Source organism: Marinobacter fonticola (assembly GCF_008122265.1).
GTDB lineage: Bacteria > Pseudomonadota > Gammaproteobacteria > Pseudomonadales > Oleiphilaceae > Marinobacter_A > Marinobacter_A fonticola.
The window spans coordinates 965,631-989,907 of the sequence record NZ_CP043042.1 but is presented as its reverse complement, the minus strand read 5'-3'; the positions used below and the strand labels follow the sequence as shown (position 1 = coordinate 989,907).

The following is a 24,277-nucleotide window of genomic DNA, read 5'->3' as shown; positions in this document are numbered from 1 at the left end:
AATGTAGGGGCGCCGGGTAGGACTTCAAGCGGCATTGAGGGAAATGCGTAGCTCCTTTGCGCAGGTTTAGATTTCAGGGCGCCTTTGAGCAAGTCTGGAATACGTCTGGCCTAAAGTCTGAATGAACGCACTCGGCATTGATTTAGACCGAATTTCTAGGCATTAAATGTCACTCCATCCAAATCAAGCTAGCCATCCGGCCCGTTTCGCCATCACGTCGGTAGGAATAAAAGCGCGCCGCGTCGGATAACGTACAGAAACCACCCCCATAAATGCGATCCGGCTTCATCCCTGCCGCAATCAGGCGCTGGCGGGCCAGCAGATAGATATCGGCGAAGTAATACGCCTTTTTATGGGCGCCGAACTCATTATGGTTATGGGCGGGGGGCTCATCATGGGTAGAGGACGGGTTACGGATAGAGGCATCGCTCTGGGCAATGGGCCCCTTCTGATCAACGGGCATAAAAGCAGTGGCGGCCTGGGTATCAACGCTCATGAACGCTTCGCGCACTTCGGGGCCAACCTCAAACGCCCGCGGCCCGATGGCCGGCCCCAACCAGGCCAGCATAGCCTTAGGACTGGAAAATTGCGCCACGGTGTTTTCCAGCACGCCCGCCGCCAGCCCGCGCCAACCGGCATGGGCGGCAGCGACTCGCAACTCGTCGGTGGAACAGAACAGGACCGGGAGACAGTCGGCGGTCAGGATGGCACAAGCCTGGCGCCGCGACGTTGTGTATGCTGCATCAGCTTCCTGGCCGGCACCGTCTGGCAGCGCCACCACGCGCGCACCGTGAACCTGCTGAATCCACCCGAAGGCTTCGCCAGGCAAGCCGGCCTTTTCTGCCAGTCGCTGCCGGTTAACCCGCACAGCGTCCGGATCGTCGTTAACATGACCGCCCATATTGAGCGAATCGTAAGGCACCACGCTGCTTCCGCCAACGCGCGTGGTAACCGCGGCATAGACGCCGGCGGGCGCAGGCCAATCTGGCGTGAGCAGCGGCAAACTCACTGTGACGCCAGCTCTTTTGCATGAGCCCGCAAAGCGGCGAGCAAATCCTGCATATCCTGAGGCAATGGCGCTTCCCAGGTCATCTCTTCATCCGTTTGCGGATGCACGAGGGTCAGGCGTCGCGCGTGCAGCGCTTGGCGATGGAACTTGCGCAGTTCTTCTTTCAGCTCAGGTGTGCAGCCTGGAGGCAAACGCATGCGGCCACCGTATACGGGATCGCCGACCAGTGAATGACGAATATGACTCATGTGAACGCGAATCTGATGGGTGCGTCCGCTTTCCAGCTTGCAACGAACATAAGTATGGGCGGGGAACCGCTCGGCCAGCCGATAATGCGTCACGGCGGGTTTGCCATCGCCGACCACCGCCATTTTCTTGCGCTGGTTGGGATGCCGCCCGATAGGTTCGTCGACAATCCCGCCGCCCGTAACGGTGCCGATGATCACGGCATCGTACTCACGACCCATGGTGCGAGTCTGGAGCTGGTTCACCAGCGACGTATGGGCGATCAAGCTACGAGCAACGACCATCAGTCCGGAGGTATCCTTGTCCAACCGGTGAACGATGCCGGCCCGGGGCAGCTTGTCCACTTCCGGGGCATAATGCAGTATCGCATTGACCAGTGTGCCAGCCGCATGGCCAGCGGCCGGATGGACAACAAGCCCGGCAGGCTTGTCGATGACCAGTAGGTGTTCGTCTTCGTAAACGATGTTCAGGTCGATGGACTCTGCTTCCCAGGTCACCTGCACTTCCGGTTCTGCACTGACAAGGATGCGATCCCCCAACATGACTTTGTCTCGGGGCTTCTTGACCTGACCGTTGACCGTCAGGTCGCCGTCTTTGATCCAGCCCTGGATACGCGAGCGTGAATGCTCGGGCATCAACTCAGCGACAGCCTGATCCAGACGCCGATCGCTCAGCTCGGGGGGCACTTCAAATTCACCGTTGATCCGGTCGTCGTCGGTCATTCAATCCTCTGGCTTTTCAGTAAAAATAGTCGGTAATACGTGAACGAACCCTGCACAAGGGAAGACAGGGTCGTTACAATGTCGCTCGCTTATTCATTATACGGGAATCAAGCATGAGATCAGGTTTTCGCTTGCTACTGCTGTCGGCCATCATCGTCATCGCCGGATGTGCCTCCAAACCGGAAGAGGTTTTGCCGGAAGAAACCTACTATGAGCAGGCCCGTTCTGCTATGCAATCCGGTAACTTCAACGAGGCTGAGCGTAACTTGGAGTTCCTGGAAACCTACTATCCTTTCGGCCGATACGCCGAGCAGGCACAGTTGGACTTGATCTACTCGCGCTACCAAAATCTGGACCTTGAGGGCGCGCGGGCCGCCGCCGACCGTTTTCTGCGCCTGAACCCACAAAGCGAACACGCCGATTATGCGCTGTACATGCGCGGTCTCGCCTCCTACAACCTGGATGTCAGCCTGGCCGGCAAGTTCTTCCCTATCGATACATCGGAGCGTGATCCCGGCGAGCAGCGCCAGGCCTTCCGCGATTTCTCCGATCTGCTAGCCCGATACCCGGAAAGCGAGTATGCGCCGGATGCCCGCCAGCGGATGATCGCGATCCGCAATCGTTTGGCCAAACTGGAGCTTCATGCCGCGCGCTACTACATCAAACGCGAAGCTTACATTGCCGCCAACAACCGGGCACGCTACGTCGTAGAAAACTTCCCCAGCACGCCGGCCGTCGAGGATGCGCTGAGACTGCTGATCGACACCTACCGCTTCATGGATCTGCAAAAGGCCGCGGACGATGCCATCGCCCTGCTGGCGATCAACTATCCCAACAGCGATGCGTTCGACGAAAACATGAAATATCAGTCTCGCTCGATCAAACGCGAAAACCGTTCGCTGGAGAGCGTGATCACCTTCGGCCTAATGGGCGACGAATAATAAATCGCCCTCTCGATCAGTACCCCCTAAGCTGCTTTGCAGCTAAGGGGTATTGTATCGGTTAGCATCAGGCAAAGATGGCCTTCCGACAATCGAGGGCTGCTCGGCCAAAAAAAGCGCTCACCTACTTCCCCGGCTTCCAGCCATTGGTAATCGGATAACGCCGATCTTTACCGAATCCCCGCTCTGAGACCCGGACGCCGATGGGAGCCTGACGGCGCTTGTATTCGTTCACATCCACCAAGCGCACGACACGCTCGACATCGGCACGTTCGAAACCTTCCGCGATGATGGCCTCGGCACTGGAATCTCGCTCGATATACCGATGGAGTATCTCATCCAGCACGTCGTACCCCGGCAGACTGTCTTCGTCTTTTTGGTCTGGCGCCAACTCCGCGGAGGGCGGACGGGTAATGACCCGCTCCGGGATGACCGGCGATATCGAATTGCGATACTTGGCCAGCCGATACACCATGGTCTTGGGTATATCCTTGAGCACGTCGAAGCCACCCGCCATGTCGCCGTAAAGCGTAGAATAGCCCACCGCCATCTCGCTCTTGTTGCCGGTAGTCAACACCAACGACCGGAACTTGTTGGAAAGAGACATCAGCAACACACCACGCAACCGGGCCTGAAGATTCTCCTCAGTCGTATCCGGCTGGGTGCCCTCGAACGGCTTCTCCAATGTCGCCATGAACACATCGTACATGGGCTCGATGGAAAAGACGTCGTACTGAACACCCAAGGCTTTCGCTTCGAATTCCGCATCTTCGAGACTCATTCCCGAGGTGTAGCGGAACGGCATCATGACCGCTCGCACCCGGTCGGCGCCCAGCGCATCAGCCGCCACGGCCAGGGTTACAGCGGAGTCGATCCCGCCTGAAAGGCCCAGTACGGTCGTACGAAACCCGTTCTTGTTCACATAATCGCGCACGCCAATCACCAGCGCGTTATAGATATTCTGCTCAAGTGACGGCTCTTCTATCGGAGGCTGAGCGAGTGGCTGGCAGTGATGATCGAAGATGAACTCCACCGGGAACAATCCCTCGGCAAACTGAGGCACTTCAACGGCCAGCTCACCTGACTGGTCTACAACCAGAGATCCGCCATCGAACACCAGCTCATCCTGGCCGCCAATCAGGTTCACGTAGACGATACTGACGTTGTTCTCCTGCGCCCGCCGCTCGAGAAGCGCCTTGCGCCGGGCCTGCTTGCCCATATCGTAGGGCGAGGCGTTAATATTGAGCACCAACTTCGCGCCGGCCGCGGCAGACTGTTCGATGGGACCGTCGACCCAAATATCTTCGCAAACCGTCAAGCCCACTGGCACGCCTTTCACCGACACAACACAGGGTTCGGTTCCCGTGCCGAAGTAGCGTTTCTCGTCAAACACCTGGTAATTGGGCAACTCCTGTTTAAGGTAAGTCGCGCGAACCTCTCCCTGGTCGATCAGGACCGCCGCGTTATAGAGAAGGCGGTCCTGGCGAATAGGCGCCCCAATCACGATAGCGGCGGACAGATGTGCGCCGGCCAGCCTATCCAGCGCTTCCTGAACACGGCCATCGAGACTCGGCCGTAGCAGAAGATCTTCCGGCGGATAACCCGTTAAACAAAGTTCCGGGAAAACCACAATATCAGCCTGCTGTTCTCTGGCCGATTTTTCTGCCGCCGCCAGAATGCGTTCGGCATTGCCCGGTATGTCGCCAACCAGAAAATCCACCTGGGCCATGGTGACCTTCAGACGCTGGCCGGGTGCCGTTTCAGTTTGGCCGGGATTCATGCCTATCTCCTGTCCATAAAGGGGGTTAAACCGCTATTATACCTACCAATCTTCCCCTGCTTCGACAGGGCACAAGCATTTTGGTGGCATTCCTTTATCGAGAGAACACGACGCTGCCAACAAAACGATCCTCACGATTGGCGAGCCATGACTCCAGACAGTAGCGCCACCCAGCCACAATCCGATCACCTGCCGTTCCAGGTCAGCCAGCGTCCGCGTCTATTCCGCATTTACAATTACTATCGTCTGGTTATCAGCTTGATACTGGCGGCACTCCTGTTCGTGGAGCCGGCCACGCTGGATACCAAGTACCGCCTGCCGGATTTCTACGAGATCTGCGTTCTGTGCTATCTCGGAGTCAATGTCTTTACCGGTTTACTGATGTTCGCCGGTATCCGTCCGCACCAACGCCACATTACCTTGTCGATCCTGATCGATGTGGTCGCATTACACAGTCTGTTGTTACTTAGCGTAGGCATGACCGGTGGCCTGGCCAACTTGATTATCGTGACCGTGGCGGCAGGCAACATACTGACGCCAAGCCGGGTCGGGCTATTCTATGCTGCACTTGCGGCCATCGGCTCACTCGGGGTCGCAACATGGTCCGTTGCTACACTGGCCGCCAGCGCCGATGAAATAGTTAGAGCGGGCTCACTGGGCATCCTCTACTTTGCCGCAGCCTTCCTGTTGCAGAGCATCACGCGCCGCATGCTCCGCAGCGAGGAACTGGCAAGCTCCCGCGCACGCAGTCTGGTCGAGCTGGAACAAATCAACCAGCAGATCATTCAGCGCATGCGCACCGGCATTGTGGTCACCGACCGTTTCGGCCTGGTGCGACTGGCCAATGCCGCGGCTCACGAATTGCTATTCGGCGAACGCAGCATGCAGAGCGAAATGGGCGAGCTGCCCGCGCCGCTAAGACAGCGACTGGAACAATGGCTCCGCCACCCCGGCACCCGCACCGAGCCCTTTCAGGCGACGCCCGTGGCCCCCATGCTGCAGGCGAACTTCACCCGCCTCCACCAGGAGCGCGGCGATCAGATCCTCATCTTTGTCGAAGATATGAGTAAGGTGACACTTCAGGCCCAGCAAATGAAGCTGGCGTCCCTGGGCCGGCTGACCGCCGGAATCGCCCACGAAATCCGCAACCCCCTGGGTGCTATCAGCCATGCCGCCCAGTTGCTCGACGAATCCCCCAATGGCGATGCCGGAGATCGCAAGATGGTCGACATCATCCAGCGACACTCCCGGCGCGTGAACGGTATCATTGAGAATGTGTTGGATTTGTCCCGGCGACGTCAGGCCGACCTGGAGATCGTAGACATCGGGACGTGGCTGCAGGAATTCGTTGACGATTATCGCCAAAGCACCGGCAACCAGGGCCGACACTCCGAAATCCGACTGGACTTGCCGAAAAACGCGCCTCCAGCACGCTTCGACAAAAGCCAGATGTCCCAGGTGATGGTGAACCTCTGCGACAACGGCTTACGCTATAGCGAGGCCCAAATCGGTCGGCCGACATTGGCGATCTCCGTAGGCGTCACCATCGATAGCGAGCGCAGTTATATAGACATTCAGGATCAGGGCCCGGGCATCAGCGGCGAGCAGCGTGAACATATTTTCGAGCCGTTCTACACCACCGATCAGAGTGGCACCGGCCTCGGGCTCTACCTGGCCAGGGAGCTTTGCGAAGCCAACCAGGCCCATCTTTCGGTGCTGGATAACGGCGAACCAGGCTGCTGCTTCAGGATCACTTTCGCTCACCATAAACGCCTTATTTGAAGCACATACCAAAACGAATACCCCGTTAAAAATTTTTCTGTGAAGTAAACAGGGATAAAACATGACGACACCGACGGCGCTGATCATCGACGACGAACCCGATATCCGTGAACTACTGGACATCACGCTGTCGCGAATGGGCATTGATGTGGAGACCGCCGCCGATATCACCAGCGCAAAGCAGCGACTGGAAGCCAGCCCGCCCCAGCTCTGCCTGACGGACATGAACCTACCGGACGGCAACGGTATCGAACTTGTACACTGGATTCAGAAAGTCTGCCCGCAAACGCCCGTAGCTGTGATTACTGCCTATGGCAACATGGATACCGCTATCGAGGCGCTAAAAGCCGGTGCCTTCGACTTTGTATCCAAACCGGTGGAACTGCCGCGGCTGCGCGAACTGGTGCAAAGCGCCCTCAAGCTTTCCGAGCCCGACATCGAAGAAAGCCACGCCGACGATCCAGGTCTCCTGCTGGGCCAGTCCGAAGGCGTACGACGCCTACGTAATCAGACCCGCAAACTGGCGCGCAGCCAGGCGCCTGTATTCATCAGCGGCGAGTCCGGCAGCGGGAAGGAACTCGTCGCCCGCATGATCCACCTCCAAGGCCCCCGCAGAGGCGGCCCTTTTGTTGCCGTGAATTGCGGCGCCATCCCTTCCGAACTGATGGAGAGTGAATTCTTCGGTCACAAGAAAGGTAGCTTTACCGGCGCTGTCGATAACAAAGCGGGCCTCTTCCGCTCTGCTGACGGTGGCACGCTCTTTCTCGACGAGGTGGCTGACCTGCCGCTAAACATGCAGGTCAAGCTGTTGCGGGCCATTCAGGAGAAAGCGGTGCGTCCGGTAGGCGAGTCCAAAGAGGAACCGGTGGATATCCGCATCCTGAGCGCCACGCACCGGGATCTTCCGTCGCTCGTGCAGGACGGCAGCTTCCGCCAGGATCTCTTCTACCGCATTAACGTCATCGAGTTGAAAGTACCCCCGCTCAGGGATCGTCCTGACGACATCCAATTGCTGTCCCGACACATCCTTGATCGACTGGCCCGGGACTATGAATGCGAGCCGGCGCAATTAACACCTGCGGCGCTGGAAAAACTCAAAGACCACACCTTCCCCGGCAACGTGCGTGAACTGGAAAATATCCTTGAACGCGCGTTTACGCTGTGCGATCTGGACCAAATCGACGTTGCCGATCTGCATCTAGGCAGCGCGCCGATTGCCATTGGCTCCGGGACCCCTTCAGACGCAACTCCGCCGACTGCCGCACCGCTTGATTTGCCGGAGGACGGCGAGCTGGACCTGGAGAATTATCTGGAATCCATTGAGAGAAAAGCGATTGAGAAAGCGCTGGAAGCGACCCGGTGGAATAAAACGGCGGCGGCGAAGAAGTTGGGGATTAGTTTTCGGGCTTTGCGGTATAAGTTGAAGAAGTTGGGGATGGAGTGAGTCAAGGCTCACATAAATGCTGGCCATACTCCCGCGCGCCGACGAAACAGATTTTGGTAGCATTAGGCACGAAATTTAAGGCTCCCAAGGATAGGGAGACCTCAAAAAAACCAATAATCAAACTCAAGACGATAAGGTACAAGGATGTCCAGATACGTCAACCAACGTGCATTTACGTTGATCGAACTGCTCACCGTGCTGTCACTGGTTGCTATTGCGTCGATGCTGGCTATGCCGGCCTGGAGCTTTCTAGTTGAGCGGAGCGAGCGCTCTACCGTAACAGGTGGACTGATCTCCGCATTCAATCTTGCGCGAACAACGGCCATTAACGCCCGCAGCACAGTAACTGTGTGTCCGCTTGATGATGATCAGGAGTGCGTAGATGACTGGAGCCTCCCTGTCACAATCTTTCTCGATCCGGATCGCTCACGTTCGCGCTCACCCGAAGAAACGGTAGTGAGGCTCCTGGCACCGCCGAAACGCGGCACTTTACTGGTCCAGTCGTCCAGCCGCCCTTATTTTGGCTTCATACCCAATGGCATGGCTAGCTCTGCCATTGGCAATATTCGCTGGTGCCCGAGAGATAATAACCCGCGTCATGCCATTCAACTGAGAATTAATCGAGGCGGCCGGGTTATGACCGCTCAAGACAGGGATGGCGACGATATTGTAGAAGGCAGCGACGGCAACCCTATCAGTTGCAGTTAAGCAGGCGGCCGTTCAATCCCAGCCAATTCGTTGCCCAGTGGATAACAGCGCAAATGTGTTGCCGCCCTGGCCATTTTTGGGACGCGCTTCGATCCTGTAACTGTTGGCGCTGGTACTCGCCGCCACGATGACAAGGTCGTAGTACTTCGCTGTGCCGTCGAGCGGTGCCTCACTCGGGAAAATCCCGCCCGCGCCCAGGGCGGCGCCAGTATACGTCGAGTTCTGTGTGTGGAACCTTTCAAGTCTGCTGGCCAGCGCCATTAGTGCGCCTTGGGCGTCCGTGGCACGGGCATCCCTGACATACTGGGAGTAACTGGGAATCGCCACTGCTGCAATGATTCCCAATATAGCGACCACAATCATCAACTCGATCAGGGTAAAGCCCCGATTCCGGGCTGACCGCACCCTAAACACATCACGTCTTGCGAGTTTCATCTACTTCTGCCCATTCTAGCGTGTGCCCATCCTGACCGTGCTGGAAGCATGGTCAGGCAATTGCGTTCGTTACGGTGAAAGAAGTTCCTGCCACCCCAAGCGTCCATCGCTGGCGTCAGAGCCGCTGTACTTGATCTTCCGCTTCTTCGGCTTTTTGCCATCACTAGTGTATTGGTTGTTGTCCAAAATGCCTGTACCGCCGATATTGGGATTCTCGGAGTCCTGTTCACCGATATAACCGAGATCATCGTCATTGATCACGTTGTCTCCATTAGCATCGAACGCGGGAACATCCGGGTTCGAGCCATCCAGAGCAACGGACATGAGCCAGGAGGAGCCGCCCCCGGAACAGGCCGAAGACGAAGGCGTAAAGGTTTCAAAGAAGACGGTTTCACCGCGAATCTGTGGCGGATTTAGCACGCGCTCGCCGCTTTCCGGGAGCAGCATTTTCCAACCATAGTCGCGGCCATTACCGGACGCGTCAGTCCAGTCAATGGGGTCGCTGCTGCTGGACCTTAGCTTTTTCGTACCGGTATTGATTTCAGTGATAGTCCGAGTCACCAGATCGTCCGTAGACCGCTTACTCTCTCCCCTATCCCAAACACCATAGAAAGACTGAGACGAAACATCTGTGGCGTCGCTCGCGGAAAAGTACAGCCCTGTGCCGAAGTACACCATAAAGTCTTCACCGTTGGGGCCTTCTGTGCCAACTGGAGACTCAGCATTGCGAACAACGAGTGGCCGGCTACCTATCGGCTGTGCGTTACCGGAACTATCGAGCGCCGTAAACAGGGGTTCAGGTGTGCTTCCCGAAGTGTACGCAGATCCCCACTGGTTGGTGTTGGTGTTGGTGTTGGTGTTGCTCTTGCTAACGTCCACGACCCACATGTTGCCTTCCCGGTCACCACCGTAAAGACGATCAACAATTGAGTCACCGTTGGTATCGATTGGCTGTACAGCGGAAAGCCCCCCCGTTTCGGCGAGTTCGATAAACCGGTAGTCGCTGCCTTCCGTCCAAGTACCGTCGATGCCGCCATCCATATAAATCACGAAAACACCGGTCTTATTATCGCTCGCGGTAGAGCCATTCGCCCAGCCATTACCAACCACCATGGCCCATCTGTTATTCGGCATCATTACTACGGTCGGTTCGCTGGTAACGTAGTTCAGACGGGCGTCGTCGTCCTCGTTAAACTCCCACAGGACGATATCGTCCGCGTTGTCTTCCGAGAAAGTCGACGGATCGGTAACATCGAGTGCGAACAGGCCCACGCCGCCATTTCTCAGACCACCAACAAGCACCGTCCGCCAATCCGCAGCGCCTAACGGCGAACCTTTTATGAAAACGTCAACGGCCTGGGGCGTCAGATCCACATAAAATTTATGCTGATAGTCCGGTCGGGTAAGGTAGCTCAAGCCTTCACCTGACACTGCTGAATACACGGACCGGGGAACGTAGGCCAGCACCTCCTGCCCCCCCCCATCGCTGGTGGATGCTTGGGCATTGAACCCATGCAGCATCCCATCGTTAGCCCCGGCGTACATCACCGGCGTGCGCCCAGCCGTTGTTATGTTCTTGAACTTGGAATAACGATTGTCTTCGGTGCCAAACGGCCCCGAGTCAGGCCACATCAGATTCGGCTTACCCACATACAGCGGTGTGGAATGAACGATGTCGCCGAGGACCGTTGTCCGGGTCCGGAAAAGATTTCCTTCCTGTGTTTTTACGCCACGCAGGAAGTTCAGCCGTTGGACACCAAGACTATCCTGTGCGCCTGTCGAAGACGTGTTCAGGTCTGCCAACTGACCGGAGTCCAATACACTCGTGTCCCAACGGAAGGGCACACCGTCATCGGAATTGTTGCTGTAAGTGAGGATAACCCGATCGTTAGGTGCCTGGTTGCTTAGTTGCTCAGCAGCACTCCAAGACAAAGCCTCTGACACGTCACCCGTTTCAGGATCGAGCGCACGGGCCTCGATATCCCCCTTCCAATCGGCCGAGTCAAAGGACGCACTATAAATCAGGCTATTTTCATTCAACGTTCCCGTATTGAAAGAAACACGCGATGAGCTGCCAATCTGCTCAATAATATCCCGCAACGCCAAGGACAATTCTTTGCGCAGCTCGACGGGTGTGCTCGCGTTAAACATTTTTCCCTTACCATTGATCGCGGCGTGATAAAGGTCGTCGATCATCCGCTTGTCACGCTCGACCTCGGTGTCCGGCCAGGAAGGCGGATTTGCGTAGGCATCGGCTATCGTCTCATGAGTTACCCCGTATATATTGCCTTGCGCGCCCAGTCCCACCGTATAGGTGTTCATGTGAAGGTTTTTGTTGCAATCGAGTATCGGCGAAGGCGAGTCCTTACACTCATCCGACAATCTCAGTCCTTCTTTCGTCAGGTCTGGCCGGAGATTTTCACTGTAGTATTTGTAGGCAATGTCACCGAGGTTATGGCTATACGAGTCCGCGTAGGGCGCTCCAGCGTCCCTATCTTCGTTGCCAATTCCTCCCGGATCGGTTTTTGACGAAAAACCATCGGTAAACAGCAAGGTAAAGTTCTTTTGACATTCAAGGGTGATGGGCGCTCCATTACCGGTGCGCTTCAACTGCTCACCGGCATGCTTCAACGCTTCCCGGTTTGGGGTACCGCCGCTGGATACGTAGTTATAGTGTTCTTTCAGAAAGGCGGACAAATCCGTCTCGCTGTCCATGTCATACATTGAGACATTCCGGCGGTTATTGATCCAGAATAAACCCGCCTGAATACCGCCAATACCCTGGAAAGCCGCACCCAAACCACCCCGCATAGCCTGATGACGGCGACGGTAATAGGTAAACCAGTTCGCAAAATTCGTTATTTCCTGAGCGTAGGTACGGGTCTGTGCATTACCTTCAGTATCGACGTAAGAGTAGCTCGTTTTAGTCGACTCGATATCGATACGATCAAGGCACTGGCCTTTAGGACCAATAGCGTCAACACCGGAGAATTGCGAGGTATCGGCGAAAAACTCCCGATAATGGGACGGTTGAGGGTCATCGCAGCTCCGGACAACGGCTTCACCCGGAGCATCCTCAAGTACAACCGGGCCACCCGGCATTTTATCGACATCGGCCGTAATCAGAATCTGGTCGACGTAAACGTCCCCTTCACGGAAACGGATTCTTAGATGCTGTTGCTGACTTGTGGAGTTGAAATCCACCAAAGCCCAAGACTGCCAAACCCAATCCGAACTATGCTCATGGTTACTCCACCATTTATTCCAATCCTGCCCTCCCAAGCTCGACCAATAACTATCGTTATCGCTCCAAGTCACCTGAACGTCTGACTGAGATTTATCACGGAGGTTAATCCACAGAGAATCAGAGCTCCCGTTTGGCATCCTGCGACGAATCCATATGCGATGGGTAGCTGTGGTTTTAGGGTAGAACGAAAACTCCAACTGTCCTTCGGAGGCCCCTGGCGGCGTATTGCTCGTTTCGCCTTTACTGCTGGGTACGCCAACATAGTCCTTATTGGACGCGCTATCTTTTGAGGCGTTGTTGAGGACAGGCGAACCGGAATCCGAGGCTTTTCGGAAGCCGTTACCCAGGATTGTGGCATCTTCAGCTTCGAACGCACTGGAATTCGTTTTGTAGAAAGTGTCCACACTTGATTTAGGCGTAAACGTATACGTGCCGCTATCCCTGACTACATAATAATGGGCTGGATAATAAGTATAGTGGGCCGTTCCTGTGGCGTTACATGCTCCTCCTCCGTCAGTACACGGCATATCCGAATCTTCAATTTCAAACCCCCACTGCTGGCCTCGCGAAGACGTATTAATATTGCTGGTGAGATCAAGGGTAGAGGTTTTATTGATCATAATATCGAACGGAGCTTCTGTCGGATCGATATCATTGAAAGTGAACCCGCCATAGGACGGCCAAGGCTCGTATGTCACATTGGGGTCGTAGTACGCCTTGTTAAACGCACCGCTGCGTACGAACGCAAAGGGCTTGATTGGCGGCACCGCTTGATGGCCACTATTAATTTTTTTACCATCATAAGTACCATTTCGACCGTTTGGCAGAATATAAACGTATTTGCCGCCATTTCCCTGACTGAGTACGCCACTTTCACCAGCGTCATTGAATTCACCACTGGCCTTGACGAACGAACCATCCTCGCCGAGCCACACAGCGCCGTCGTTGTTGCTGAACAACGTCTCGAAATCCATGCTGCCGGAGTCGTCGATTGCGAGCATCACGTTGTGTTTGACGGCGCCATCCAGGAACAGAGGTTTTGATGCAGGCGTCACCGGAGCGGCAAACGAGGCCGCCGGCAAGGTAAGTCCTAACCCGAGGGCAAAGTGGATACTTGCCATTGATAGCTTTTTCATAGAAAACTCCAGCACGAGGACAATCAATCCTTCCCGTAGAAAACTTCAACTATGCGAGTTGTTTGTCCGGTACGACCGGAGCTCCATGCGACAATCCTGAAACCTTCGGGCGGGGCTGCGGCTGAGGCGCCTCCATAATTGCCGATAGCAAGATCATCAATTTGCTCACTGGTTATCACCTGGCCGACATGCTCAATCAAATAACGAGGCGCTTCGGCCAGTTCATCGGTGGGAAATCCGCTGGCAGCAACCGATTTGGCTCCCTCGCCAGCCGACCAGGTTGTCGCTGCGAAGACGTTGGGGGCCTCAGATTTAAGATAGAGTCCTGTCTTAACTCCAAAATTACCGAGCGTGACCGTATTGTTCTCCAGTTCAAGCTCTGCCTGACGGGCTGCATATTCTGCGGCCTCCAGCGCAACCTGTCCGTCCTTAACGGCCGAAACCATCTTCTCCTGGAGAGACACATTCTGCATCGATGCAACGGCAAGCAATGACAGGACAAGCAATATCAAAAGACTGGTTAACAAGGCCGCACCGCACTGGCGATTACGTAACGATACCTGCGCATTGAACATGCCTTATATCCTGTTTCTGATTGTTGAGGTCATGGAGTAAACTCGACGCAGGCGACGATCGCTACCGTCCACCGCGACGCCATCGAAGGTAACGTTCTGAGAAGTATCGAGGACGCTATCTTCTGCCGACCGCACCAGAAGTGAAATTCGAAGCGCTATGACCGAGGCCATGTCTGTGACCGAGCCAGCGGACACATATCGATTCACAGCCCCGTCGCCATTCGTATCTTCGCCATATAGCACCTGCATATCCTCCACTCCCTCAACCAGCTCTATGGCCTGAACCGAGCCTATACTCGAGCCCTTCATTAAACCGCTGCGCAGAAAAAGGGCGGGTTGTCCGCTGGTTCCGGTTCCGACGTAGTAGGTATCTGAGTACGGACGCAAGATATCAGAGCCCTTGTCATACAACTGGGACAGACAGTTTGAGCTGCCGCAATTGGAGACATTCTTGCCATTGCCCGGCGACACCGAGCTGCCTGTGTTGTGCTGGATCTTGTCCCCGCTACCGGGGAGGCTAGTAATCTGAAAAATATCCGCCCCACGACAATTGCTGATAACCACGACCTCGCCTTCTTCTAGACCAGCGCTCGTCTTGACATCGAGAACTGCCGACGAGTTTGGCATGGGTGAATCGGTCTGCATCCCATTTGATCCGCGGGCACCACGAAGGGTAAGGACGTCTGTACCGTTGATTACGGCGTCCGAGCTATCGCTGTTGTTATCTTCGCCGTTGACGCCTTGACCGAAGCCCAAAACATCGTCCGTTGGATCAATATTCAGGTTATTGAACACCGACGACCGGCTGACACACCCCCAGTAGTCCGCATTGCGGATGGCCTTACTCAGAATTTCGGTGGCCATCCGGCCACTTTCCTGAACGTAGGAGCTCGCGCCGGTCACTGTAAAAGCGCGCTGGTTACTCACGAAAATCTGAAACAGTCCAAGGGTCAGGATCAGACCGATTGCACCGGCAACCATGAACTCGATGAGAGAAAGACCTCGCTGGTTGTAGCCAATCTTATTCATTACTGGTCAATCCTCGCCTGCAATACATAAGTCTGCGCTTCGGCGTCGCTTCCGAGGCCCCGCTCATTCCAGTTAACCGTTACCGTGGCGACGCCTCCGGCATAAGACACGCTGGCGGATGTGGTGCTTGGTATATCCGCCGACAGGTTGCTGAGCCACTGCTCCGCATCCCAGGCAGCCAAATTGGATGCGGTACAAGCCGGTTGGCAATTCGTAGCTCCGGTTTTGCCCGTAATACTGCTGTAGGCGCCCGCCGTCACCCCCGGCATGTTGGCCCGCATTCTCTCGACGATTTCATAGGCATGCAGGTTGGCCAGTGACCGTATATTCGAATTCTCAGTCGACTTGAGCGCCAGGGTCTGCATGCCGGCCACGCCAAGCAGCCCGATGGCAAACACAAGCAGCGCCACCAGCACTTCGATCATTGTGAACCCGGACTGCGATCTGTAAGGCATTACGTTAGCTCTCATTAATTGCAATTCACGTCATTGGAACGGATACGGCCGGAGAAGCCGACGGAGACAGCACTACCCTGGGTCGTATCCGGACTGCATATGCGCAAGATGAACTCGGTGGTAGAACCCGAAGCGAGGTAACCGTTGCCCCTGAACCCCATCGCCAGGAGGCTACCAGAGGCCGCCATACCTATGTTTCCGGGCATGGGTTCAGAGCGTCTGACCTCCTCCGCTGCATCAAAGGTGCTATCCGAGTCGGCATCCACCCACAGCAACACACCACTGTCCCAATCGGCCCCATCAGCAGGACGCACGTTCACCGTCCGCGCCCGCTTAACCGCTTCGCCACGGGCAAAGTTAAGGATACCGATCACGCTATTCGTCGTGGAGGAAACCCTATTACTGGCCAAAACCTGGGTGAAGGAGGGCAGCGCCATGGTCGCGACAATAGCAACCAGAGCAATGACAATCATGAGCTCGATTAGAGTAAAGCCGCCATTTTTTGGTGTTCGATTGGAAAGCATATAAGTCGTCCAGCCTGAATTACTTGAATCGTAACCAGCGGTAAAACCAGAGGCGACCAAGAGTCGACAAACGGGACTTTCGAGAGGATATGCGGTCGATTAAAAGCGCGGAACGGGACGTGAACTGCCACCCTGAGACAGCAGGAGTCGCTGACCGCCGCCCGATTCAGCCCGGATAATTAGGGCGCGTGAAAACGCCCAGGAAGTGCGAATAACTATAAGTTACGCTGGAGAAGCAACGCTCAATCAATTTGGGCTGTCGGTATCCGCAATTCCCGCGGCATAGAAAACACAATATTCTCCTCACGCCCAGCGATCTCTTCAGGCGCATCGCACCCAAGTTCGCGCAGACGTGCGATCACATCGTGCACCAGCACTTCCGGGGCGGAAGCACCGGCCGTGACACCAACGGATTTGCGGCTTGCCAGCCAAGTAGGATCGATTTGGCCGGCGTCGTCGATCAGGTAGGCGGGGGTGCCCATGCGCTCGGCGAGTTCGCGTAGGCGGTTGGAGTTGGAGCTGTTAGGAGAGCCGACGACAAGCATGAGGTCGCAGCCTCCGGCGAGTTGTTTGACCGCGTCCTGGCGGTTCTGGGTGGCGTAGCAGATGTCGTCTTTGCGGGGGCCTTGGATGTCGGGGAACTTCTCGCGCAGGGCGTCGATCACGCGGGCAGTATCGTCCATCGAGAGCGTGGTCTGGGTGACATACGCCAAGCGCGATGGATCCTTAACCTGCAGGCGCTGGACATCGGCCTCGTCTTCCACCAGGTAGATATCACCGCCATTACCGCGATCATACTGGCCCATGGTGCCTTCCACCTCGGGGTGGCCCTGATGGCCAATGAGGATGCACTCGTGCCCGTCGCGACTGTAGCGCATGACTTCCATGTGCACTTTGGTAACCAGCGGACACGTCGCGTCGAAGACTTTAAGCCCACGGCGCTCGGCTTCGTTTTTCACCGCCTGGGAAACACCATGAGCACTGAAGATGACCAGGTGGTCGTCCGGCACTTCGTCCAGCTCGTCGACGAAGATAGCCCCGCGATCACGCAGATTGCTGACGACAAACTTGTTGTGCACGACTTCGTGACGTACGTAAATCGGCGCACCGAAGACGTCGAGCGCCCGGTTGACGATCTCGATTGCCCGGTCTACACCGGCACAGAAGCCGCGGGGATTGGCCAGTCGAATCTGCATTGCTTGTCCTACTGTTTCTGGAAGAAGCGGCTCGGGAGTCGCTTCTTTGGCGTCAGTGTGCTGTCTGCGCGGCGTCCACGCTGACAATCTCGACCTCAAACGTCAGTGTACGCCCTGAAAGGGGGTGGTTAAAATCGACCTCGACCTGATCACCTTCAACATGGTGCACGATCCCGGGCAATTCTCCCTGGCGGGCGTCGGCAAACGAAATAACGGCACCGGGCTCGAGTACCATATCCGGACCAAACTCGGAGCGTTTGAACGTCTGGATGTTTGAAGGATTGTGCTGGCCAAATCCTTTTTCCGGCGGCACCTCAAACGTCTTGCGCTCGCCGACGGTCAAACCAAGCAGATAAGACTCAAAATTTTCCGGTAGATTACCGTCCCCGATTTCCAGGGTGGCCGGCGCCTTATCGAAGGTCGAATCGATCTCGCTACCATCTTCCAGTTTCAGTGCGAAATGCAGCGTAACACGGGTCCCTGTATCGATTGGAAGCGTGTTCATCGTCAATCTCTCTGCTCCTGCGGCTTACGAAAAAGGTCCACCACCATCATGATGGCACCGATTGTGATCGCCGTGTCGGCGATATTAAAGGCCGGAAAGTGATATTGATTCCAGTAAAAATGCAGGAAATCCACAACGTAGCCGTGCACGACGCGATCGTAAACATTGCCGATCGCACCGCCCAGGATCAACGTAATCGCCGCGGCCGCCCAACGTTCACCGGCCTTCAACGCTGCAAGCCAGCGCACCAGCACCACCGAGACAACTGCCGCAAGGCCCACGAAGAACCAGCGCTGCCATCCGGCTTCACCCGCCAAAAAGCTGAATGCAGCACCGGTGTTGTGAAGCAATGTGAAGTTGAAGAACGGCAGCACCGGCACGGGCTCGCCGTAGCTCAACATACTCGAAGCCAGGGCCTTCGTGCCGAGGTCAAGCGCAATAATAACGGCCGCTAACCACAGCCAATTCAAGGGTGACCGAGCCATTTCAGCGCTCTTCGTATCCGCCATCATCAGGCAAACGCCCTCGCCTCACCCTGTCCATCGATATTATCGATACAGCGGCCACAGAGTTTGGGGTGCTCAGGGTGCCTACCCACGTCAGCTCGATGGTGCCAGCAACGGTCGCACTTTGCGTGCTCGGCCGGCACAACGCCCACGCGTAGACCTTCGTAATTCGTGACTTCGGCACTGCCGGCCTCAGAAACAGGTGCCACTCGCGCTTCCGAGGTAATCAGTACGAAGCGAAGTTCCTCGCCCAGAGATTCCAGATCCGATTTCAAGCTGCCGTCACAGTAAAGCGTGACTTCGGCACTGAGCGAACCTTTGATTACCCCGCGATTTCGTGCGTCTTCGAGGCATTTGTTGACGGCCTCCTTGACCTCCTGAATACGCTCCCAATAGTCACGCCCCATGTCGGTGTCCGCCGGCAGCGCCGTCAAACCGGCATACCAGTCTTCCAGGAACACGCTCTCACCGCGCTCACCCGGCAGGTGCTGCCAGATTTCATCGGCGGTGAAGCTCAGGATCGGTGCAATCCAACACACGAGGGCTTCAGCAACGTGATAAAGCGCGGTCTGGCAAGAGCGGCGCGCCAGGCTATCCGTTTGCGTGGTGTACTGACGGTCCTTGATGATATCCAGGTAAAACCCACCCAGAGTCGCCTCGCAGAAGTTGTAGATCTTCTGGTACACCTTGAGGAACGCGTAATTGGCGTAATCCTCACTCAGCTCTTGCTGCATTGTCAGGGCGCGATCTACCATCCAGCGATCCAGCGCCAGCATTTCCTCCGGAGCCACCGCATGCTTGGACGGATCGAAACCGTTGAGGTTGCTGAGCAGGAAACGTGCTGTGTTACGGATCCGACGATAACCATCAGCGGTTTGCTTGAGGATGTCTTTGGACACCGTCATCTCGCCGCTATAGTCCGTCGCCGCAACCCACAGACGCAGTATATCGGCACCCAGCTCGTTCATGACTTCCTGGGGAGCGATGACGTTGCCCAGCGACTTGGACATCTTGCGTCCTTTGCCATCGACAGTGAAACCGTGCGTCAGGACCTGCTTATAAGGCGCCACGCCGTTGATAGCGATTGACGTTTTAAGCGAGGACTGGAACCAGCCCCGATGCTGATCGGACCCTTCCAGGTACATATCCGCCGGGAACTGACCGAGGTCGTCACGCTTTTGTAGAACGGACGCGTGAGTCACGCCTGAATCGAACCAGACATCCAGTGTATCCGTGACTTTGTCGTAGTGTTCGGCGTCACTGCCAATCAGAGAGGCGGCGTCCAGTTCGTACCAAGCATCGATGCCGCCCTCTTCGATTTGCTTGGCGACAGCTTCGATGAGTTCCGGCGTATTGGGATGCAGCTCCTGAGTCTCTTTGTGGATGAACAGAGCAATGGGTACACCCCAGGTCCGCTGACGTGAGATACACCAGTCCGGCGACTGCTCAACCATGGCTTCGATACGGTTCCGACCCCAGGCCGGAACCCAGCGAACGCCCTCAATGGCCTCAAGCGCGTCCGCTTTCAGGCCTTTGACATCCATGCTGATAAACCACTGCGGCGTTGCGCGGTAGATCAGCGGCGTCTTGGTGCGCCAGCAATGCGGATAACTGTGCTGGAACTTTTCCTTGCGTACGAGCTTGCCCACCCGCTCCAGCGCATCGGAGATCGGGTCGTCCACCTTGTACACGTGCATACCGGCAAACTCACCGGCTGCGGAGGTATAGGTACCGTCCGCCTGAACCAGGTTCAGGGTATCGATGCCGTATTCCTTACCGACGGTGAAGTCCTCAATACCGTGATCCGGCGCGGTGTGAACTGCCCCTGTACCGGCATCGGTGGTGACGTGGTCGCCAAGGACGATCGGCACCTGCTTGTCGTAGAGCGGGTGCTGGAGCTTCCGGTGTTCCAGCGACTGACCGCTGCACGTACCAAGCACCTGGTAATCTTCCACGGACCAGCGGCCCATGATGTCGTCGACCATATCGGCCGCCAGCACCATACGCTCACGCCCATTGCCGGCATCCAACTGAACCAGCGCATAGTCGAGCTCAGCATTAAGCGATACCGCCTGGTTGGCGGGCATGGTCCACGGCGTCGTCGTCCAGATCACCACCGACACCGGGCCTTCGCCGCCCGACTCACCGAACAGGGACAGAACACCAGCCTGATCCACCGCCGTGAAACGCACATCGATCTGGGTTGAGGTTTTATCCTGGTATTCCACCTCAGCCTCTGCCAGCGCGGACTGACCGACCACACTCCAGTACACCGGCTTGTAACCCCGCACCAAGTGACCGTTTTCGACGATACGACCAAGCGCACGGATAATATCGGCTTCGACCTTGGCGTCCATGGTCAGGTAGGGCTTATCCCAGGAGCCGAACACACCCAGACGGATGAAGTCTGCCTTTTGCCCTTCGACCTGCTTGGCTGCATAGTCTCGGCAAGCCTGACGGAAGGTTTTGTAATCCACCTTGCCCCCGGCCTTACCGATTTCCTGCTCGACTTTGTGCTCGATAGGCAAGCCATGACAGTCCCAGCCCGGCACGTAAGGCGCGTCATAACCCATAAAACTACGGGATTTGACGATCATATCCTTGAGAATTTTATTGACCGCATGACCAATGTGAATGCTGCCGTTTGCGTATGGAGGACCGTCGTGGAGTATAAAGCGATCACGGCCCTCGCGGGACTTACGCAGCTTTCCGTAAATATCAGCATCCTGCCATTTCTGGAGCATTTCGGGCTCGCGCTTAGCGAGATTACCGCGCATCGGAAACCCGGTTTCCGGCAGGTTCAGGGTATGCTTGTAATCGCTCATAGTGCTCTGTCAGTCAATGGTGAATCTTGGAGAAGGATGCTTTCGTCAGGGGTCAGTGCGCTGCCAGCCAGGCTCGCGCATCTGCAAAATCCTGGTGAATCTGGGCTTTCAGTGCATCGACGGAATCAAACTTGATCTCGTCCCGCAGCGGATGGCGAAATTCCACCCGCATCCGCTGACCGTACAGTGTGCCAGCAAAGTCGAAAAGGTGCACTTCCAGGGAAGGCTGCCGGCCGTCAACCGTGGGCCTTAGGCCAATATTGGCAGCACCGTCACAAACGCGCCCATCGGCTAGTGTAGCGCGGACCACGTAGACGCCCCGCAACGCCGCACTCTGCTTCAGATTGATGTTCGCAGTGGGCGCATTCAGGTCGCGACCGAGCTGGCGCCCGTAAACAATGCGACCTTCGATAGCATACGGGGCGCCAAGCAACTTTTCCGCGACATCCAGCGCGTTGCGCTGCAGGCACTCCCGTACACGCGTACTGCTGACCCGCTCGCCTTCCACCTCAACGGTTACGGTGCGTTCTACCCCGAAACCCTCTTCTCGCCCAACCGTTTGCAGCAGCTTGAAGTCGCCGGCACGATCGCAACCAAAGCGGAAATCGTCACCGATCACCAAGTGCCTGACGGCCAGACCCTCAATCAGGATGTCGTCGATAAAGCCTCGGGCGGAATAGCTGCGGAATCGCTCATCGAAGCGCACGCAAAGCACCACATCCACATCCTGCGCTTTCAGGGCTTTCAGCTTCTGACGAAAACCCGTCAATCGTGGCGGGGCCTCGTCGCCCTGGAAAAACTCCCGGGGCTGGGGCTCGAAAATCATCACCAGACTGGGCAAGCCCTCGGCGGCCGCGCGCTCGTGGACCTGCTCGATGATGGTCTGATGCCCTACATGCACCCCATCAAAATTGCCAATGGTGGCGACACAGCCATCTTTCAATGGCGAATCGGGTCGACCACTTAGTGATTGCAGATTGGCGAGGCCTCGAATAAGCCGCATGCACTACATACCTTCGCGGGTGGTTTAAGGAAAACACGCGATTATAAACGATCTGGACCTGGGGGATAAGGTGCGGTTCCTGCCCTTCAGAGCCCCGGCTGATTTACTTTAACCGGAAATGCCGTACCCGCACGCCGGCAATCGCCAGAACGGCAAAATAAACAGCCACCCCGGCGCCCACCAGAATCGCCATTTTTGCAGCACGCTGCAGCCCAGTCATCTCGAACCAGGCCTCACCCGGCACGTTCAACAAGACAATAACCACAGCCAAAGCGCCGTTTGCCAGCCCCAGCTGAACCAAAAACCGCACCCACTGAGGCTGAACCTTCCAGGCGCCCTGACGCTTCAGCCCTCGCCATAGCAACGCCGCGTTAAGCCATGCAGACAAAGAGGTCGCCAGCGCAAGACCGGCGTGGGCCAGCGGAAATACCAACGCCAAATTGAATACCATATTGGCCACCATGGCGATGACGCCAATCTTCACCGGCGTGCGCGTATCCTGACGGGCAAAAAATCCGGGGGCCAGCACCTTGATCAACATGAACGCCATCAGACCAACCGAGTAGGCCCGCAGACTCTGTGCGGACATGACGACATCCCGGCCTGTCACTTCGCCATAGTGGAAAAGGGTGGCAATTAGCGGCTCAGCCAAAAGCACCAGCGCCACGGCAGCCGGAACGCCGATGAGCAGAACGGCACGAATGGCCCAGTCGATCGTCTTCGCAAAATGCTCAGGTCGCTCTGCGGCATGCTTACGCGACAGGTTAGGCAAAATCACCGTACCGATGGCCACCCCGAATACCCCGAGCGGCAACTCCGAGAGACGATCCGAGTAATAGAGCCAGGAGACACTCCCGGTTTGCAGAAACGAGGCCAGCACCGTGTCCAATAAGAGATTGATCTGACTAACGGAAACGCCGAACAGAGCCGGCGCCATCAGCTTCAGCACACGGTTTACACCTTCGTGACGATAATCCACGCGCGGGCGCGGCATCAGCCCCAAACGCATGAGGAACGGCAGCTGAAAAAACAACTGAATCGCCCCCGCAATAAAAACGCCCCAGGCCAGCGCCATGATCGGCGTCTGCATCAGTGGAGACAGGAAGACCGCCGCCCCGATCATGACCAAATTCAGCAAAACCGGCGTAAAGGCCGGTACCGCAAACCGGTCGTAGCTGTTAAGAATCGCACCCGCGAAGGCTGTCAGAGAGATCAACAACAAATAAGGGAAAGTAATACGTAACATATCGCTGGCTAGAGCGAATTTCTCCGGGTCGTCGGTAAACCCGGGGGCAAAGACTGACGTCAGTACGGGGGCGCCTATCACGGCGATCAGCGTCACCCCCAGGAGAACCAAGCCCAAGGTCCCAGCGACTGCATTCACGAGCTGACGAACGTCAGACAGCGACTGAGTGTGCCGGTAAGAAGACAGTACCGGCACGAAGGCCTGGGCAAAGGCCCCCTCCGCAAAAAGCCGGCGAAGAAAATTAGGGATCTTAAAGGCTACGAAGAACGCATCCGCTCCGGCACCCGCGCCGAAATAACGTGCGATAACCATATCCCGGACCAGCCCCAACACGCGAGAAAGCATGGTCATCGAACCCACGACACCCGAAGAACGCAATAGGCCGGGGGCCTTCGGCGCTGGCTCAGGGGTTTTGGGCGGGACGGGATCGGACGCCATCAAACATCATCCTTGTTGTCGAAAACAGGCACTTAGGAATGGGCCATCAGGCGACTTGAGGGACCGCTGGACAAACGGTGGCCGCCGATTGCCGCACGGGAGTCTACCATACCCTGTACAGCCCGCATCACAGCGGTTTTTAACTTGACATAAAAGGCCTTGAGCGGCATCATTCCGCGTCATTTATTTTGAGGCGCTGATTGTTAGCGCGCCCGCTATTTATTCAGAAACGAATTCAGGAGTTATACGGTGGCAAACTCTCCCCAAGCCCGTAAGCGCGCTCGTCAGAACGAAAAGAATCGCAAGCACAACGCCAGCCTGCGTTCCATGTCGCGTACCTACGTGAAGAAAGTAGAAAGCAAAATCGATGCTGGCAACTACGACGAAGCTCAGGCTGCATTCAAGACGGCTCAGCCGATCCTGGACAGCATGGTTAACAAGGGCATCTATCCCAAGAACAAGGTGGCGCGCATCAAGAGCCGCATGACCACCAAGATCAAAGGCCTGAAAAGCGCCTGATGGGCT

At 56.4% G+C, this 24,277-nt stretch carries 20 protein-coding genes; 5 read left to right on the top strand and 15 right to left on the bottom strand.

Going from position 1 to position 24,277, the window contains the following annotated elements:
- Positions 1-169 precede the first annotated feature (169 nt).
- Positions 170-1,009, bottom strand: a complete 840-nt coding sequence (gene pgeF, locus FXO11_RS04375; RefSeq protein ID WP_148861753.1) for a peptidoglycan editing factor PgeF — start codon at positions 1,007-1,009, stop codon at positions 170-172.
- A complete protein-coding gene (gene rluD / locus FXO11_RS04370) occupies positions 1,006-1,977 on the bottom strand; it encodes a 23S rRNA pseudouridine(1911/1915/1917) synthase RluD (RefSeq protein ID WP_148861751.1) in 972 nt (323 codons plus the stop codon). The genes pgeF and rluD overlap by 4 nt, the downstream gene beginning before the upstream one ends.
- A gap of 113 nt (positions 1,978-2,090) precedes the next feature.
- Between rluD and FXO11_RS04365 the strand changes: the two genes are divergently transcribed.
- Positions 2,091-2,918, top strand: a complete 828-nt coding sequence (locus FXO11_RS04365) for an outer membrane protein assembly factor BamD (RefSeq protein WP_148861749.1) — start codon at positions 2,091-2,093, stop codon at positions 2,916-2,918.
- A 124-nt stretch (positions 2,919-3,042) separates the two neighbouring features.
- Here the strand turns inward: FXO11_RS04365 and FXO11_RS04360 are convergent, their stop codons facing one another.
- Entirely contained in the window at positions 3,043-4,698 is a 1,656-nt protein-coding gene (locus FXO11_RS04360) for an NAD+ synthase (RefSeq protein WP_148861747.1), read from the bottom strand.
- A 147-nt stretch (positions 4,699-4,845) separates the two neighbouring features.
- On the opposite strand from FXO11_RS04360, the gene FXO11_RS04355 reads away from it, so the two are divergent.
- From FXO11_RS04355 to FXO11_RS04345, 3 genes are all read left to right on the top strand, one after another.
- Positions 4,846-6,480 (top strand): sensor histidine kinase, encoded by a 1,635-nt coding sequence (locus tag FXO11_RS04355; RefSeq protein WP_148861746.1) that lies wholly within the window; start codon positions 4,846-4,848, stop codon positions 6,478-6,480.
- Between the two features lie 61 nt (positions 6,481-6,541).
- Positions 6,542-7,924 (top strand): sigma-54-dependent transcriptional regulator, encoded by a 1,383-nt coding sequence (locus FXO11_RS04350; protein WP_148861745.1) that lies wholly within the window; start codon positions 6,542-6,544, stop codon positions 7,922-7,924.
- Positions 7,925-8,068: 144 nt separating this feature from the next.
- Entirely contained in the window at positions 8,069-8,632 is a 564-nt protein-coding gene (locus FXO11_RS04345) for a GspH/FimT family pseudopilin (RefSeq protein WP_148861744.1), read from the top strand.
- A gap of 12 nt (positions 8,633-8,644) precedes the next feature.
- Here the strand turns inward: FXO11_RS04345 and FXO11_RS20610 are convergent, their stop codons facing one another.
- The 12 genes from FXO11_RS20610 to murJ all read right to left on the bottom strand — a co-directional run bounded on the left by FXO11_RS20610 (position 8,645) and on the right by murJ (position 23,752).
- Positions 8,645-9,067, bottom strand: coding sequence for a type IV pilin protein (locus FXO11_RS20610; protein ID WP_148861743.1), 423 nt, complete (start codon positions 9,065-9,067; stop codon positions 8,645-8,647).
- A 69-nt stretch (positions 9,068-9,136) separates the two neighbouring features.
- Positions 9,137-13,450 (bottom strand): pilus assembly protein, encoded by a 4,314-nt coding sequence (locus FXO11_RS04335; RefSeq protein ID WP_148861742.1) that lies wholly within the window; start codon positions 13,448-13,450, stop codon positions 9,137-9,139.
- A 23-nt stretch (positions 13,451-13,473) separates the two neighbouring features.
- On the bottom strand, positions 13,474-14,025 hold the full coding sequence (locus FXO11_RS20250) for a pilus assembly PilX family protein (RefSeq protein ID WP_168203124.1): 552 nt from the start codon (positions 14,023-14,025) through the stop codon (positions 13,474-13,476).
- A 3-nt stretch (positions 14,026-14,028) separates the two neighbouring features.
- Entirely contained in the window at positions 14,029-15,054 is a 1,026-nt protein-coding gene (locus tag FXO11_RS04325; RefSeq protein ID WP_148864789.1) for a PilW family protein, read from the bottom strand.
- Entirely contained in the window at positions 15,054-15,509 is a 456-nt protein-coding gene (gene pilV / locus FXO11_RS04320) for a type IV pilus modification protein PilV (RefSeq protein ID WP_168203123.1), read from the bottom strand. The genes FXO11_RS04325 and pilV overlap by 1 nt, the downstream gene beginning before the upstream one ends.
- A gap of 14 nt (positions 15,510-15,523) precedes the next feature.
- Complete coding sequence (locus FXO11_RS20320; RefSeq protein WP_148864788.1) at positions 15,524-16,033, bottom strand: GspH/FimT family pseudopilin; 510 nt, start codon at positions 16,031-16,033, stop codon at positions 15,524-15,526.
- Between the two features lie 242 nt (positions 16,034-16,275).
- Entirely contained in the window at positions 16,276-17,229 is a 954-nt protein-coding gene (gene ispH / locus FXO11_RS04310; RefSeq protein ID WP_148861740.1) for a 4-hydroxy-3-methylbut-2-enyl diphosphate reductase, read from the bottom strand.
- Positions 17,230-17,281: 52 nt separating this feature from the next.
- Complete coding sequence (gene fkpB / locus FXO11_RS04305; RefSeq protein ID WP_148861739.1) at positions 17,282-17,734, bottom strand: FKBP-type peptidyl-prolyl cis-trans isomerase; 453 nt, start codon at positions 17,732-17,734, stop codon at positions 17,282-17,284.
- Between the two features lie 2 nt (positions 17,735-17,736).
- On the bottom strand, positions 17,737-18,243 hold the full coding sequence (lspA, locus tag FXO11_RS04300; RefSeq protein ID WP_264766214.1) for a signal peptidase II: 507 nt from the start codon (positions 18,241-18,243) through the stop codon (positions 17,737-17,739).
- Positions 18,244-18,245: 2 nt separating this feature from the next.
- Positions 18,246-21,065, bottom strand: a complete 2,820-nt coding sequence (gene ileS / locus FXO11_RS04295; protein ID WP_148861738.1) for an isoleucine--tRNA ligase — start codon at positions 21,063-21,065, stop codon at positions 18,246-18,248.
- Between the two features lie 52 nt (positions 21,066-21,117).
- Entirely contained in the window at positions 21,118-22,068 is a 951-nt protein-coding gene (gene ribF, locus FXO11_RS04290) for a bifunctional riboflavin kinase/FAD synthetase (RefSeq protein WP_148861737.1), read from the bottom strand.
- Positions 22,069-22,171: 103 nt separating this feature from the next.
- Complete coding sequence (gene murJ / locus FXO11_RS04285) at positions 22,172-23,752, bottom strand: murein biosynthesis integral membrane protein MurJ (RefSeq protein WP_148861736.1); 1,581 nt, start codon at positions 23,750-23,752, stop codon at positions 22,172-22,174.
- A 249-nt stretch (positions 23,753-24,001) separates the two neighbouring features.
- On the opposite strand from murJ, the gene rpsT reads away from it, so the two are divergent.
- Positions 24,002-24,271, top strand: a complete 270-nt coding sequence (gene rpsT, locus FXO11_RS04280) for a 30S ribosomal protein S20 (RefSeq protein ID WP_148861734.1) — start codon at positions 24,002-24,004, stop codon at positions 24,269-24,271.
- Positions 24,272-24,277 lie beyond the last annotated feature (6 nt).

Excerpts from the sequence above, each read along its gene's own strand:
- FXO11_RS04350 (WP_148861745.1), top strand. The coding sequence starts at position 6,542 with ATGACGACACCGACGGCGCTGATCATCGACGACGAACCCGATATCCGT.
- FXO11_RS04345 (WP_148861744.1), top strand. The coding sequence starts at position 8,069 with ATGTCCAGATACGTCAACCAACGTGCATTTACGTTGATCGAACTGCTC.
- FXO11_RS20610 (WP_148861743.1), bottom strand. The coding sequence starts at position 9,067 with ATGAAACTCGCAAGACGTGATGTGTTTAGGGTGCGGTCAGCCCGGAAT.
- rluD (WP_148861751.1), bottom strand. The coding sequence starts at position 1,977 with ATGACCGACGACGACCGGATCAACGGTGAATTTGAAGTGCCCCCCGAG.
- ileS (WP_148861738.1), bottom strand. The coding sequence starts at position 21,065 with ATGAGCGATTACAAGCATACCCTGAACCTGCCGGAAACCGGGTTTCCG.
- FXO11_RS20320 (WP_148864788.1), bottom strand. The coding sequence starts at position 16,033 with ATGCTTTCCAATCGAACACCAAAAAATGGCGGCTTTACTCTAATCGAG.
- FXO11_RS04325 (WP_148864789.1), bottom strand. The coding sequence starts at position 15,054 with ATGAATAAGATTGGCTACAACCAGCGAGGTCTTTCTCTCATCGAGTTC.
- FXO11_RS04355 (WP_148861746.1), top strand. The coding sequence starts at position 4,846 with ATGACTCCAGACAGTAGCGCCACCCAGCCACAATCCGATCACCTGCCG.
- FXO11_RS20250 (WP_168203124.1), bottom strand. The coding sequence starts at position 14,025 with ATGTTCAATGCGCAGGTATCGTTACGTAATCGCCAGTGCGGTGCGGCC.
- FXO11_RS04360 (WP_148861747.1), bottom strand. The coding sequence starts at position 4,698 with ATGAATCCCGGCCAAACTGAAACGGCACCCGGCCAGCGTCTGAAGGTC.
- ispH (WP_148861740.1), bottom strand. The coding sequence starts at position 17,229 with ATGCAGATTCGACTGGCCAATCCCCGCGGCTTCTGTGCCGGTGTAGAC.
- ribF (WP_148861737.1), bottom strand. The coding sequence starts at position 22,068 with ATGCGGCTTATTCGAGGCCTCGCCAATCTGCAATCACTAAGTGGTCGA.
- pilV (WP_168203123.1), bottom strand. The coding sequence starts at position 15,509 with ATGCCTTACAGATCGCAGTCCGGGTTCACAATGATCGAAGTGCTGGTG.
- lspA (WP_264766214.1), bottom strand. The coding sequence starts at position 18,243 with ATGGCGGATACGAAGAGCGCTGAAATGGCTCGGTCACCCTTGAATTGG.
- FXO11_RS04335 (WP_148861742.1), bottom strand. The coding sequence starts at position 13,450 with ATGAAAAAGCTATCAATGGCAAGTATCCACTTTGCCCTCGGGTTAGGA.
- FXO11_RS04365 (WP_148861749.1), top strand. The coding sequence starts at position 2,091 with ATGAGATCAGGTTTTCGCTTGCTACTGCTGTCGGCCATCATCGTCATC.
- fkpB (WP_148861739.1), bottom strand. The coding sequence starts at position 17,734 with ATGAACACGCTTCCAATCGATACAGGGACCCGTGTTACGCTGCATTTC.
- murJ (WP_148861736.1), bottom strand. The coding sequence starts at position 23,752 with ATGGCGTCCGATCCCGTCCCGCCCAAAACCCCTGAGCCAGCGCCGAAG.